Annotated in this window: 9 protein-coding genes; 8 read left to right on the forward strand and 1 reads right to left on the reverse strand. The window is 59.2% G+C overall.

Annotation, left to right across the window (positions count from 1 at the left end):
• Positions 1-19 precede the first annotated feature (19 nt).
• The 8 genes from JTP94_RS15140 (at position 20) to JTP94_RS15175 (ending at position 13,190) form a co-directional block, all read left to right on the forward strand.
• Positions 20-922 (forward strand): alpha/beta hydrolase, encoded by a 903-nt coding sequence (locus tag JTP94_RS15140; RefSeq protein ID WP_204851303.1) that lies wholly within the window; start codon positions 20-22, stop codon positions 920-922.
• Positions 923-1,182: 260 nt separating this feature from the next.
• Positions 1,183-2,172: a cellulose biosynthesis protein BcsN gene (gene bcsN / locus JTP94_RS15145; protein WP_204851304.1), complete on the forward strand. Its 990-nt coding sequence runs from the start codon at positions 1,183-1,185 to the stop codon at positions 2,170-2,172.
• A gap of 57 nt (positions 2,173-2,229) precedes the next feature.
• Positions 2,230-4,419: a UDP-forming cellulose synthase catalytic subunit gene (gene bcsA, locus JTP94_RS15150; protein WP_204851305.1), complete on the forward strand. Its 2,190-nt coding sequence runs from the start codon at positions 2,230-2,232 to the stop codon at positions 4,417-4,419.
• Positions 4,419-6,893 (forward strand): cellulose biosynthesis cyclic di-GMP-binding regulatory protein BcsB, encoded by a 2,475-nt coding sequence (locus JTP94_RS15155; protein ID WP_204851306.1) that lies wholly within the window; start codon positions 4,419-4,421, stop codon positions 6,891-6,893. The genes bcsA and JTP94_RS15155 overlap by 1 nt, the downstream gene beginning before the upstream one ends.
• Positions 6,890-7,939: a glycosyl hydrolase family 8 gene (locus JTP94_RS15160; protein ID WP_204851307.1), complete on the forward strand. Its 1,050-nt coding sequence runs from the start codon at positions 6,890-6,892 to the stop codon at positions 7,937-7,939. Before JTP94_RS15155 ends, JTP94_RS15160 begins: the two co-directional genes overlap by 4 nt.
• Positions 7,930-10,335, forward strand: coding sequence for a cellulose synthase (locus tag JTP94_RS15165; RefSeq protein WP_409456611.1), 2,406 nt, complete (start codon positions 7,930-7,932; stop codon positions 10,333-10,335). The genes JTP94_RS15160 and JTP94_RS15165 overlap by 10 nt, the downstream gene beginning before the upstream one ends.
• Before the next feature lie 351 nt (positions 10,336-10,686).
• Entirely contained in the window at positions 10,687-11,790 is a 1,104-nt protein-coding gene (locus JTP94_RS15170; RefSeq protein ID WP_204851308.1) for an acyltransferase, read from the forward strand.
• Between the two features lie 350 nt (positions 11,791-12,140).
• Positions 12,141-13,190 carry a hypothetical protein gene (locus JTP94_RS15175; protein ID WP_204851309.1) on the forward strand — a complete coding sequence of 350 codons (1,050 nt, stop codon included), beginning with the start codon at positions 12,141-12,143 and terminating at the stop codon, positions 13,188-13,190.
• A gap of 156 nt (positions 13,191-13,346) precedes the next feature.
• On the opposite strand, the gene JTP94_RS15180 is transcribed toward JTP94_RS15175, so the two are convergent.
• The gene (locus JTP94_RS15180; protein WP_204851310.1) at positions 13,347-14,174 is read right to left on the reverse strand and encodes a transglutaminase family protein; all 828 of its coding nucleotides are present in this window, start codon (positions 14,172-14,174) and stop codon (positions 13,347-13,349) included.
• Positions 14,175-14,282: the final 108 nt, after the last annotated feature.

The following is a 14,282-nucleotide window of genomic DNA, read 5'->3' on the forward strand; positions in this document are numbered from 1 at the left end:
TCGATCGCCCAGAGAGACCATGCCTCACCCGTCATCACTCAATGCAGCGGTCCCGCTGACGCCTGTTGCACTTGCCGGCGCAACATTTGCCGATCTCACCTTCGAAAACGCCGATCAGCCACACAGGATCTTTCTCTATCGACCCGATAAATCGCCCCCGCCCGAAGGGTGGCCGGTTCTTTATCTGACGGATGGGAATGCCTGCTTTGCAACCGCCGTCGACGCGCTCAAAGTGCAGGCGGCCTATCCGAACGGAACCAATATCTGTGAAGGCATTATCGTCGCTATCGGCTACCCGTCGGACGAACCCTACGATCCGCTGAGGCGCTCCTGGGATTTGAGCCCGCCACCTGGGCGGACCTATCCGCCATTTTTCCCTGGCGCGCCGGATGTCAGGACAGGCGGAGGAGAACGTTTCCTGAAGCTGATCGAAGACGAACTGAAGCCCTGGGTAGAAAGCCAGGTTCCGGTCGATCGGTCACGCCAGGCGCTTTTCGGCCACTCATTCGGCGGCTTGTTCGCCCTTTATGCGTTGTTTTCGAAACCACACGCCTTCAGCCGCTGGATTGCGGCGAGCCCGGCGATCTTCTGGGAAGACGCAGCGATCCTTGCGGCGGAAAGAGCCCTCATGGACAATCTTGAGGCTCCCCTCGATATCGAGCTGCATCTTTCCGCTGGTGAATACGAGGGAGAAGCGCTCGCGCCGTTCCACGAGGGCACGCCCGATGAGCACAAGAGGCAGGAACGCGCCAAGGAAACTCGCACGATCGAACTCGCCCGTGACATGGCGCAGCGATGGGCAACATCGGCGTCGTTCGAAGGGACGGCGATATTCGAGGAATATCCCGGCGAGAACCACATGTCGGTTCTTCCGGTCGCCTTGAACAGGGCTGTTCAGATTGCGTTTCGCAGGTCGAAATAAAGCTCGAATTTCATGCATTTGCCTACAACGGAGGCGGCGTGCACGCGAGCCTTCGCGGCTCTCCTCGGTGCAAACTTGGACGAATGTCACGCCCGGCTGAACTTCATGCCGTTATCCGGCACCTCAATCCCCGGCATTAACCGGCGGTTAACCATAATCCGGCTTATTCGTGTTATCAAATACAAGGACTTGATTCCCAGCTCCACCGCGCAATTTAGCGGATGATATAACACAGAAACACTTTGCCGTGACCCGACAAGATGCACCTTCTTAAAACGATAGCGCTAATGACGTTAGCCGGCTTGACGGCGGGATGCACGACAACGGGTCACATCAGGCAGTCGATCGGCGTCGAAACGGTCGACAATGACAAGGCGCTGGCCTTTCCACCTCCCGGCGGTCCGGCGATCGTGAATGTGGTCGAGCGCAGACATGCAAAGGATGTCGAGCAGACGATCTCGCTTTCGACGTCGTCTTCCGTACCCGGCCAGAATTTTCTCAAGGTTCAGTTTCTCGGCCTGACGGGATCCAATCCAGGGCTCGGCAGCAGGCCGTACAACACGATCAGCGACCTCGCGATAGCCCGCGAGATGGCATCCGCCGTGCCCGGTGTACGGCTGGCACGCTCGGCGACCTTCGTGCAGAACAGCTACGGACCGTTCGGCTATGCGTCCGGCCAAAGCAGAAATGGCGACACCTGTCTCTATGCCTGGCAGCAGATCCAGGCAGGCTTTTCTCCGCCGGTGGAGCAGCGCAATTTCGGCATGGTGCAGGTCAGGCTCAGGCTTTGCGACGCACACGCGACCGAGCGCCAACTGCTGGGCACAGTCTACGGCTACACGATCGCCGGCAGTTTCGACGGCGCACCCCTGAACCCGTTCGGAGCTCCGCGGGGTGCCGATGCCCTGTTGGGCAAGCCCGGCGAGCCGGTTTATCCTGACGCGGCCGCCTATCGCACTCCCCCGATCAGCATAGGCTACCAGACCGCTCCAGTGGCAGCACGCCGCTTCGTTCCGCGCCGGCCGGTCGCCGTACAGCCGCAGCCGCAGGCCGCCCCAGTGCTGCCGCCGATGATTGGTCCGCGCGTGCCGCTCCCCGATGGGCAGGGCGACATGCCGCAGACGGGAGCTACAAGCAGCGCGCCGGCGACAACGGCGCAGCATCCGCCCGCAGCCAATAGAAGCAGCGTCATCGTGCCTTTACCGGACTGTAACGGAGATGCTGGCATATCTGATGCTTGCCGCCGTTAAGCGGCACGACGTCGGGGCGCCAGGATGGCGCCTGGCAATACCTTTGAAGGAAGATCGATGCAGACAGCAAGCAGCATCTTGATATGGGCCGTGATCGCGCTATGCGGGGTCATGCTGATCACGCTGCCGATCAACCTTCAAACGCAGCTGATCGCCAGCACCGTTGTCGTCACGATGATGGCGATCATCAAGATCCTCAAGCGTCAGGGCACCTGGCGGCTTGTCGCGCTCGCCTTCGGCACGGCAATCGTGCTGCGCTATGTGTATTGGCGGACTACGAGTACGCTGCCGCCCATCAACCAGCTTGAAAATTTCATCCCGGGGCTGCTGCTCTATCTCGCCGAAATGTACAACGTGGCGATGCTGATGCTCAGCCTCTTCATCGTCGCCACACCCCTGCCCCCGCGCACGGCCCGCGCATCGAAGACGCAAGATTTCCCATCCGTCGACGTCTTCGTGCCGTCCTACAACGAGGATACCAATCTTCTCGCCAATACGCTCGCCTCCGCAAAGGCGATGGACTATCCGGCCGACAAGCTTAAGGTCTGGTTGCTTGACGACGGCGGCACGGCACAGAAGCGAAACTCGACCAAGGTGCTTGAATCCCAAGCGGCCATTGCCCGCCATGACGAGCTCAAACAGCTCTGTGTCGACCTCGACGTCGAATATCTGACGCGCGAGCGCAACGAACACGCCAAGGCCGGCAACCTCAACAATGGGCTCGAACATTCCGATGGCGACCTTATCGCCGTCTTCGATGCCGATCACGCGCCCGCGCGCGATTTCCTGCTCGAGACGGTCGGCTACTTCGACGACGATCCGAAGCTTTTTCTCGTCCAGACGCCGCATTTCTTCATCAATCCCGACCCGCTAGAGCGCAATCTGCGCACCTTTGACAGCATGCCAAGCGAGAACGAGATGTTCTACGGCATCATTCAACGCGGTCTGGACAAATGGAATGCGGCCTTCTTCTGCGGTTCGGCAGCCGTGCTCAGCCGCAAGGCGCTGGAATCGCAAAGCGGCTTCAGCGGCATCAGCATTACCGAAGATTGTGAAACCGCGCTTGCGCTCCATGGCGCCGGCTGGAACAGCATCTATGTCGACAAGCCGCTGATTGCCGGGCTGCAGCCCGCCACGTTTGCGAGCTTCATCGGCCAGCGCAGCCGATGGGCGCAGGGCATGATGCAGATCCTGCGCTTCCGCTTCCCGCTGTTGAAGCGCGGCCTGACGCTGCCGCAGCGCCTGTGCTACATGTCTTCGACGCTGTTCTGGCTCTTCCCGTTTCCACGCGCCATTTTCCTGTTCGCGCCGCTTTGCTATCTGTTTTTCGATCTCGAGATATTCACGGCCTCAGGCAGCGAATTCCTTGCCTACACGCTCGCCTACATGCTCGTGAACCTGATGATGCAGAACTATCTCTATGGCTCCTTCCGCTGGCCGTGGATTTCCGAGCTCTACGAATATGTCCAGACGGTGCATCTATTGCCCGCCGTCATCTCGGTCATGCTGAACCCTCGCAAGCCGACCTTCAAGGTCACGGCCAAGGACGAATCGATCTCCGTCAGCCGTCTTTCGGAAATCAGCCGCCCGTTCTTCGTCATCTTTGCCGTACAAGTTATTGCGCTGGCGGTGACCATATATCGTGTCTATGCCGAACCCTATAAGGCTGATGTAACGCTCGTCGTCGGCGGCTGGAACATCATCAACCTGATCCTCTCCGGTTGCGCGCTAGGTGTCGTCTCCGAGCGCGGCGAACGCGCCTCCTCGCGGCGCGTCAGGGTCGATCGACGCAGCGAATTCGGCGTTGGCGACAAATGGAATTCCGCCTCTATCGAAGATGTGTCCGTTCACGGCGCCAGATTGAACGTCTTCAACAAGGACATGGGCCTGGTGAAGGTCGGTTCCGAAGCCATCATCCGCTTCCAGCCCTATAGCAGCGCCGAGATGGTGACGCTGTCGGTCATCATCCGCAATATCGAGCAGACGGGAGACATCACGACCATCGGGTGCCAATATGTCCCGAAAGGTGCAGCCGATCATCGGCTGATCGCCGATCTTGTCTTTGCCAACTCCGATCAATGGACGAAATTTCAGCAGGCACGTCGCCGCAACCCTGGCATCATCCGCGGAACGGTCTGGTTCCTGGGCCTATCGCTCTACCAGACCAGCCGCGGCTTGCTCTATCTGTTCAAGGGTGTCGGGGCCGAAAAGGGGCAACAGCGGCAGGACGCGAAGGCGAAAGGCTGATGAGACGCATCCTTCCAGCACTGATCTTCCTCATCAGCGCCGCAGTCGCGCAGGCGCAAACGACGCCCTTCGACATGTCGGGCGAACGGCCGAAAGGCGAGCCGCCGCCCACACCGCAGATTTTCACGCCACAGCCGGCAACGCCGCAAGCCGAGGCACCCAAGGCGGTCGCTCCGCTGGTCATTGCTCCCCAGGTGACCACTCCGCAAGTGATTGTGCCGCCGGCAGCCACGCCGCAGGCTGTCGCGCCGCATGTGACGACGCCCGCCGTCCCTGCTCAAGTGACACCCCAGGTGGCACCGGTGGTGAAACAGGCGACCGCGGCGACACCTGCGTTCCGGCGTTACGTCGTCCCCTTCGCGAAGTTCCGGCTGGAAGGCGAGAACGATCGCAGATCCTGGTCGATCTATCTGACGCCCGAGCAGGCGGCGGCACCGGCGAAATTCAATTTTGCCTATCAGAATGCGGTCGTCGTCGCTCCTGAAGCATCGCAACTCACCGTCCTTCTCAACGACCGGGTGGTTCACCAGCAGCAGATCGGTTCGCCCGATAGTGTTTCGGATGTCAGCTTCGATATTCCGCGAGGGCTCTTGCAGCCGGGCGCCAATTTGCTGACGTTCGAGGCGACACAACGCCATCGCACCGACTGCGACATCCAATCGACCTATGAACTTTGGTCCGATGTCGATCCGGAAAAAACCTATCTAAGCTTCACCGGCCGCGAGGCCGAGAAACTGTCGACCACCGATGCAATCCGCGCGATCGGTGTCGATGGTGCCGGTAAAACCCAATACAATATTGTGGTGCCGGCGCTGGCTCAACCCGGCACCACCAAGCCGCTGCTGCGGCTTGCGCAAGGCCTGTCTCTTCTCAGCGGCATGCCGAACGAGACATTCTCTTTTGGCACGGATGCAATACCGCCGGCGGGACCGGGCAAGATGACGGTTGTCGTCGGCACACCCGCGGAACTGCAGCCCGTCTTTGCCGTACCTTCCGCGGCCCAGAGCGGCGCGCTGGCGACATTCGCGATCGATCCGCGCAGCGGCCAGCAGCTTCTGCTCATCAGCGGCCCATCCTGGCAGGCGATCTCTTCTGCGATCGATATGGTCGTTTCACCGACCGACCGGGATCCCGGCACCCGCCGCGATCTCCTGGTCACGCAGCGATGGACGGCGCCGGATGCCCCTCTGATCTACTCCGGCACCAGCCTTTCCTTCGAGCAACTGGGCGTGAAGACGACGGAGTTCTCCGGGCGTCGCTTCCACACCAGCTTCAACGTGGCGATCCCCTCGGACTTCTATGCGAATGCCTATGGGGAGGCGACCATCCAGCTGGACGCCGCCTATGCAAAGGACGTGCGCCCCGGCAGCCATATCGACGTTTACGTCAATGGCAGCATCGCCACGACGAAACCGATTACTGCCAGCGGCGGTGGCATCTTCCGACAATTGCCCATCCGCATCACCATGCGCCATTTCAAGCCGGGCCTGAATACATTGACGCTCGAGGCCATGTTAATGACCGACGGGGATACCGCCTGCGCGCCCGCCGCCACATCCAGCACGACGCCGCGTTTTGCGCTATTCGACACAAGCCAGTTCCGCATGCCGGATTTTGCAAGGGTCGCACAGCGCCCCAACCTGGCGGCGTTTGCAGGAACCGGCTATCCCTATAATCGCGACACCGGGCCGACCACCCTCTTCATCGATCGGGCCGATGCCGATACGCTGTCGGCGACCGCAACCCTGCTCGGGCAGATGGCGATCGTTGCGGGACACCCGATCGCCGTGGAGCCGACTGCCTCGCCGAACACGATCAGTGGCCGCAATGCGATCTTCATCGGTTCGATCTCGCAACTGCCGTCGACGATCCTTTCGCAAATGAATATCGCAGCGACGAGCCAGGTGGCTTGGCGCCCACCCACTCCAGGGCAAGCCGGCACGCAGGACGCCTCCGTCACGATTGCGGATTGGCGCTCCCGCATCAGCGGCGGTCTGCTGCAGGGTCAATTCGACCGCTTCCAGCAATGGATGCATCGCAATTTCGATATCTCGCTCAGCTCGCTACGCTTCATGCCAGGTTCGGAACAGGTGTTTACGCCGTCGAATGCCAACACGTTCCTGATCGCCCAGGAAGCCAACTCAACCAACGACGCCACCTGGACCGTGATCACCGCACCGAGCGCCGGAGATCTGCGGGCAGGCGTAGAGGCCATGACGTCGCAACTCGATTGGCCGCAAATCAGCGGTCGCATCACCGTCTATTCCGGCAAGACGGGAAAGATCGAAACGGTGCCTGTCAGCCGCTTCGATTTAGTCATGTCGCAGCCCTGGTCGCTGACCAATTACCGCCTGATCGCCGCCAACTGGCTTTCCAGCAATATCTTGTCCTACGCGTTCCTGCTGGTAATCGGTTCGCTGCTGCTCGGCATCAGCACCGCAAGCATTCTCTCGAAGATCGGCAGGCGCGAATGAGACGCTTGCGCTCAATCCTTGCAATCTGCGGTGCTGCCATCCTGGCGGTCGCCCAACCGGTCGCGGCTCAACATGCTGCGATCGATCCGCAAGCTTGGATCGCCTACAAGACGAAATTCCTCGATGCAAGCGGCCGTATCATCGACAATGGCAATGGCAACATGAGCCACAGCGAAGGTCAAGGCTACGGCCTGTTGCTCGCCTATCTCGCCAACAGCCCGGCTGATTTCGAGCAGATCTGGTACTTCACACGAACCGAATTGCTGTTGCGCGACGATGGCTTAGCTGCCTGGAAATGGGACCCGGCCGTCACGCCGCATATAGCGGACACGAACAATGCCTCCGATGGCGACCTCTTGATCGCCTACGCGCTGGCGCTTGCGGGATCGGCCTGGAACAAGAAGGACTATCTGCAGGCCGCCGCAACCATGGCGAAGGCGCTTCTTTCCCGTGTCGTGATCGATTCCGGCGGCCGAACGCTGCTCATTCCCGGTGTTGACGGCTACAGGGCACCGGGCCGTAAGGATGGCCCGATCATCAATCCATCCTACTGGATCTACGAGGCTATCCCCGTCATGGCGTTGCTGGCGCCCTCGGATCGGTGGCAAAAACTGACGGACGATGGCGTTGCGCTACTGCGCGCCATGCAGTTCGGCCCGCGAAAGCTGCCGGCCGATTGGGTGAGCCTGCGCGCCAGGCCGGAACCTGCTGATGGCTTCGAGGCGGAGTTTGGCTATAATGCTATCAGGATACCGCTCTACCTGGCGCGAGCCGGTATAGACGACAAGGTTTTGCTGACACGGCTGCAACAAGGCATGACCGTCGAAGGGGACGAACCGGGCACGATCGATCTGGCAACGGGCAAGCCAAAACAGCTGCTTGCCGACCCCGGTTATAGGATTGTTAACGATGTTGTGGCGTGTGTGGTGAGCGGAACGAAACTACCCACCTCGGTTCGGCAGTTCGCGCCGTCCCTTTACTACCCGTCCACTTTGCAATTGTTGGGCCTGGCTTTCGTCGCGGAGAAACACCCGGAGTGCTTATAAAATCCACATTGATCATGGCTTTTATGGCAGTGGCCGTGGCGGGTTTCACCCTCGCGACCAAGGATCATGTTTCGCCTGAAGACAAGATCAAGCTGGCAAAATCGAGCCGTCTGGAGCCGCAGACGCTGCTTGCAGCCGATATCAAGCCGGGCGGCGCTACGGAACAAACGGTCGATCTGCGTGCGGTCGCCGACCGCATCCAGGCGACAGCACCATCCGCCGTCCTGTCCGACGCGCCGAACAACCCCCAAACGAATACACCCGCGCCCGACGCGCTGGCACAGGCTGCACCGCAGTCGACGGCACCCCAGACTGCTCAGCAACAACCGGCGCAGCAGCAGCCAGGCCAGGCTCAACCGGCCAATCCGCCGAAGGTGGACGAAAGCGCATTGCGCTATTTCGCCAGCCGCGGCGACAAGGCGCGGCTGCAGGCCGAGATCTCGAGACTGCAGACACTTTACCCGAATTGGACGCCTCCAGCCGATCCGCTTGCCATTCCGCAGAACAGCGACAAGCAGCTGGAAGCTATGTGGCAGCTCTATTCGGAAAGCCGCTATGCCGATCTGCGTAAGGCGATCGCCGACCGTCAGACCGCGGAAGTCGGGTGGCAGCCGCCCGCCGATCTGCTGGAACGCCTCGACGTCGCCGAAGCGCGCACGCGCCTCGTCAACGCCTCCGATCTCAAACAATATGCGACTGTCATCGACATCGCCGCCAATACGCAGAGCCTGCTCACCTGCAGCGACATCGACATTCTGTGGCGGGTGGCCGAGGCCTTCATTCGCACGGATCGGATAAAGCGCGGGCAGGACGCCTACACCTATATGCTGAAGAGCTGCGCCAATCCGCAGGAACGGCTTGCGACCATCCAGAAAGCGGCGGCACTGCTGGCCTATCAGCCCATGCAGGACCTGCTGGCCCTCGAGAAACCCGACGGCAATGGCGGGCGGGAATTCGACAGCGTAAGGACCGACCTTGCACGCCGTTTCGTGGCCCAGGGCAATGACGATCCGAAACTAACCGTCTCTCAGGACTATCTCTCGCAGGTCGAACGCGTTGCGCGGAGCCAGGGCCTGGCATCCGATGATTCGCTTCTCGGCTGGTACTATCTGCGCCGCAGCAATTACAGCGACGCCGAGCAGTGGTTCGAAGCCGCGCACGCCAAGGAAGATTCCGCAGCGATCTCGCAGGGCCTGGCATTGGTGTTGATCGCCGACCACAAGCCGCAAGAGGCCGAAGACGCGATGTATAAGTGGCGCAACGAATCCAAGGACGCGATGGCAACCTATCTTGCCGCCACCGCCAATCTGATGGCCTTGCAGCCGCCCCCTAATCTGAACGAGGAGGTCCTTGGGCGAATGGCCTCCGAGGTGGTGAAGCAGAAATACGTTCCGACGGCACAACAATTCGGATGGTATGCTCGTTCGCTGAACCAACCGCAGGCGGCGGCGCGCTGGTTCGAGACGGCGCTTCGCTGGAAGCCGGATGACGAACCATCCGCTTATGGACTGGCCATCACGCGCAATCAGCTGAATGATCGGCAGGGTGTCGCCGAAGTCCAGCGGCTCTGGGCAAGCCGTTCGCAGCGTATCGCCGTTCTCGGCGAGCCGACGACGCGCACGCCGACCTCGGCACCACTGCCCTCTCCGAATCAGACAGTCCAGGCAACACCGCAGATCGCGCCGCAGGGAACGCTCCAGAGCACCCCTCTGGTGGCTCCCCAAGCAACGCCTCTGGCTCCCATGACGCAACCACCCGCCAACGCGCAGGTCGCCCAGGAGCCCGTAGTGCCCGTTCGCCGCGCCCCACCAGTCGAATACAGTCAGGCGGAAACCCGCGCCAGAACGGTCGTGCGCGGCGCACGCAGTCCGGCCGGCTGCACGACCACCGCCAGTGCCGAGCTGCTGACCCCGGGAAATGCACTATCGCGCGGCTGGTGCCTGATGAACCTCAATCGACCGATGGAAGCCGTGGAAGCCTTTGGCGTCGCGCTGAACAATACCGATCCAAAGTCACGCGAGGAGGCCGCCTATGGGCAAAGCCTCGCCTATCTGCGGGCCGGGCTTGCCAACAACGCCGCCGTCGCGGCGACCAAGGCCCCCATGAACCATCAGCGCGCCGCCGAATTGCAGGTGGCCATTCTCTCGGATCGCGCACTCTCGGCCTTTTCGGGCAAGCGGTACCATGAGGCCCTCCTCTATCTCGACCAGCGCTCGCAGCTTCAGCAGGAGCGTGTCGACCTGATGGTGCTGCGCGGATACTGCTATCTCAATCTCAAAATGTATGACGATGCCCAGCGCATCTTCACCGCGGTCGCCGCAACCGGCAACCGCGACGGTAATCGCGGCCTGAGAGACCTGAGGCTCGCGACCCATCCGCAGCCGGGGGGTTATTAAGATCAGCTGCCCCGTAGTGGTCACTGTAGCCAATTTGAACAATCCAGGCCTCATCGAGTTCGGAATTGCCGGATCGAGCCTGCGGAGAAGTTGCTAGCGGCCTTACCCTATTGAAATAATCCATTCTGAAGCAAGCTCTGGCCGGTTTGAGAGGGCCAGAGAATGAAGCGAGACCGTTTCACAGGCAAACAGATCATCGGCATTTTTGAAGGAGCATTCGACAGCTCCGCTGGTCTCTAAGCTTTTGCGAGGTCAATGCCGTCAGAGTCTCACTAATCCGCGAGTAATTGAAATGCTCTCTCGATTGGTATAGCTCACCAACTCATATTCTCATCCGACCCATTTCGAGCAATGACCGACACCAAAAAACGAACCAGGGACTTAGGTCTCGATCATATTCGCGCGCTTGCGGCATTCATGGTTTTCAGCTGGCATTTCCTGCACTACGCGAACGGCTACCCAGTTCCTTTTGAAGGTGCGCCATCGATTTTCCCGCTTGCTCTACTGGATGAGGGGCATACGGGCGTCGCTCTTTTCATGACATTAAGCGGGTATCTTTTCGCGAAAATTCTTGACGGGAGATCGGTAAACTACCTTGCATTCCTGTCACGTAGAGCGACCCGGCTCCTACCGCTACTTTTTGCGATGTTGGTAGTGGAGGGCGTGCGGGAGTATGTCGTTGGAGCTGACCTCGTTGGCTATTTAAGAAGCCTTCCGACCGGTCTGATCGAACCGACACTCCCCAACGGTGCGTGGTCCCTGACAGTGGAATTCCACTTCTACCTTTTACTTCCGCTTCTGCTGTTTCTCTGCCGAAAATCACCGGCGCTGCTCTTCGCGGCGATATTCCTAGCAGTCGGCTTACGAACATTCTTATTCATCAGGAACGGTACCGTTTTCTGGCCCGCCTATTGGACGCTCGCTGGCCGCCTAGACCAATTTGTATTTGGAATTTTGGCCTACCACTACCGTTCTATGATTATCAGGAAACACGTCCTTGCTCTAGCACTAGGGACGGTGTTTTGCGTGTTTTATTATCTATTTGACCGGATGGGCGGCTTCTACCGAATGCCGCAATACCCCTCGCCCTCTCCTATCTGGATTATTCTCCCTACGATTGAAGGGGCTTTCTTTAGCGCACTCATTGCCTACTACGATGGCTCATTCCAACATTCCCGCGGATTGCTGTCACGATCCATCGCAAAGATCGGCAAATATTCCTACTCGATATATCTCTGGCACTTCTACGTCGTATTCCTCATGGCGGACTTCGTGCAACAACACATCATGAATATCTCCTACTACTACATTGGACAGGTCTGGGCGTTGCTCTGCTTCCTCGCGCTGGTTCCGTTCGCCTTCGTTAGCTACCAAATATTCGAGAAGCCCTTTATGAATGTGGGCTTGTCGTATTCAAGGAAAACAGGCCCGCAGCAGCCTTCGCTCGTTGTCTGAACAAATTCCATAATCTGGTGACTGAATAGCTTAAGGAAACTCGACCTTTTGCAAGCACCATATTTTCCAGCGCCAGCGGGGCATGTTCGCTAATGCTAGTCGCCCAGGTTGAATGACGTGTGGTTCACAACGCGCAAAATTAAGAAGATATCAATCACGAACTTAGTTTCTTGTTTAAGGATGGATTTCAACGGGCGAGCCGTCTAGACTGACTCGATCACGATGATGCTCAAGTGGGGGCGCATCGTTGCCGGTTTCATGTACCCGACGCGGAATGTTCGCGTCGCCTTCATGGGATCCGGCAGCACCTTTGCAATTCCGGTTTACCGGAACATTGAGCTAATCTGACCATGCAAGATACCAACGAGACCATTGAAGGTCCTGTACCATCGCACCATCTCCTCATTGCTGGCACCGGCCGGGCGGGTACAAGCTTTCTTGTACGGTACCTTTCCGCCTTGGGTCTGGACACGGGCTATAAGCCTGATGACAAATCGCAAGCTTGGGAAGCAAACGCCAATGCCGGCCTCGAGCATCTACTTCTTGTAGATCAGAGCGACAAGCTGCCATATGTGCTGAAATCGCCTTGGTCTGGCGAATACATCGACGAGATCCTGGCGAGCAACCGGTTTTCTTTCGATGCCATCATCATTCCGATGCGGGACCTGGTCGAGGCGGCTTCGAGCAGAAGCATCCTTGAGCACCGACACCTGCACCAGACCGTTGGTTGGATGGCGGACCGGCTCGATGCCACATGGGAGGTTTTCGCCTATACCCCCGGCGGGATCATCTACTCGTTGAATCCCCTCGACCAAGCGCGGCTGCTGGCGCTTGGTTTTCATCGGCTGGTGCATGGTGCTGCCAAGGCCTGCATCCCACTTGTATTCCCAGTCTTTCCGCGCATGGTTGAGGACTGGTCTTATCTTTACGAGACCCTAAAGCCCATACTTCCTGCCACGATCACCGCCGAAGCGGCAAAATCGGCTCATGATCAAGTCGCTTCCATGTCCTTGGTTCGGGTCGGATCCGAACTTGGCGGTTCCGGGCCGAACCAAGCTGCAGAGACTGCCGGCCAATCGATCCATCGCTATCCCACGACATCCGATATCGATCTCATCGCCTTGCGCCGCGAGCTCACACGGGTGAGACAGGAAAGACAGGCCGCAGTGGATGATGTCGCGAGGCTTTCCAATGATGTTACGAGGCTCTCCGCGCAATGCAACACCATCGAAGCTGAGGTGAAGCGCCTCGAAATGGAGTTGGAGACAGCCCAAAAATACGAAGAGGAAAACGCAATTATCCTTGGTCGGCTTGGCAATCTGCTGAATAGCAAATCATGGAGATTGACGGCTCCTTTGAGGAAATTGGTTGATACCGTGCGCCCAAAACGCCGCATCTGAAATTCCGAGCCTGCGGCAGAGGTCGGCCACTTTCCTGCTCCTGAAGTGCACCCCGAATTTGGGCCAGCGGGAGCTGGAATTTTCCGGGGCTAAGGCTCATGTCGGCAGCGTTGCCGACGAGCCGTTCACGAGCGAAATTGGCACCTTGTTGACGAACTACCGGGTGGCCGGAGGTTGTGCATCCGTGACGTCATAGGTCCAGACCCGGAAAGACTTCAAGACGTGCGGACCGAAGGAAACTATAAGCGAAACGTCAGCTGCGTCCCGACCGCGGGCGACCACGATCCGGCCGATGCGCGGCACGTTATTGCGCGGATCGAACGTCATCCATCGACCACCAAGAAAAACCTCGATCCAGGCGCTAAAATCCATGGGGTCGAGGATCGGCACGCCGATATCGCCCAAGTGGCCGTTGATATAGCGTGCCGGAATGTTCATGCAGCGGCAGAAGGCAATGGCCAGATGGGCGTAATCGCGGCAGACGCCGATACGCTCTTCATAGGCTTCCAGCGCCGTCCGTGTCGAGCGAGCGTTCTGATAGCCGAAGATGATGTGTTGGTGAACGAAATCGCATATCGCCTGCACCCTGCCCCATCCCGGCGCGACGTTGCCGAACCTGTCCCATGCGATCTGACTCAAACGGTCGGTCTCGCAATAACGGCTTCCCATCAGGTAGATGAGGCAATCGTCCGGCAGCTCACCGACCGCGGTCTCCTGCGCATCCCAAAAAGCAGGATCATGGGTACCGCTGTCTTCAAGGGTTCCGTCACCCCATATCTGCAGGTCACCCATCGGTGCGATGAAGCGGCGGCAGACATTGCCGAACAAATCCAGGTAGGTGGTGGTTGCTATCTCAGGGCTTGTTACGACGACATCCGGCGATCGAACATCAGCCGAGCGCTCGGGACGCGGCGTCAGCATGGTCAGCATCGGTGTCGGTTGCGGGCAAGTCACGGTAATGTCGTAGCCATAGCGGATAAGCATAAGGTTATATCCCTGACGCTCGCTATGGCGGATTGAACGGGGCGTCGCCGTCAACCGTGGCGGAGTGTCCGCATGTCTAATCACCACATTAGAACACGGTGGTCGGAA

It is taken from the genome of Martinezella lusitana (assembly GCF_016901135.1).
Classification (GTDB): domain Bacteria; phylum Pseudomonadota; class Alphaproteobacteria; order Rhizobiales; family Rhizobiaceae; genus Rhizobium; species Rhizobium lusitanum_D.

What these genes read in the sequence shown, in the direction of transcription:
- JTP94_RS15175 (WP_204851309.1), top strand. Translation starts at nt 12,141, where the DNA reads ATGCAAGATACCAACGAGACCATTGAAGGTCCTGTACCATCGCACCAT.
- bcsA (WP_204851305.1), top strand. Translation starts at nt 2,230, where the DNA reads ATGCAGACAGCAAGCAGCATCTTGATATGGGCCGTGATCGCGCTATGC.
- JTP94_RS15170 (WP_204851308.1), top strand. Translation starts at nt 10,687, where the DNA reads ATGACCGACACCAAAAAACGAACCAGGGACTTAGGTCTCGATCATATT.
- JTP94_RS15140 (WP_204851303.1), top strand. Translation starts at nt 20, where the DNA reads ATGCCTCACCCGTCATCACTCAATGCAGCGGTCCCGCTGACGCCTGTT.
- bcsN (WP_204851304.1), top strand. Translation starts at nt 1,183, where the DNA reads ATGCACCTTCTTAAAACGATAGCGCTAATGACGTTAGCCGGCTTGACG.
- JTP94_RS15180 (WP_204851310.1), bottom strand. Translation starts at nt 14,174, where the DNA reads ATGCTTATCCGCTATGGCTACGACATTACCGTGACTTGCCCGCAACCG.
- JTP94_RS15160 (WP_204851307.1), top strand. Translation starts at nt 6,890, where the DNA reads ATGAGACGCTTGCGCTCAATCCTTGCAATCTGCGGTGCTGCCATCCTG.
- JTP94_RS15155 (WP_204851306.1), top strand. Translation starts at nt 4,419, where the DNA reads ATGAGACGCATCCTTCCAGCACTGATCTTCCTCATCAGCGCCGCAGTC.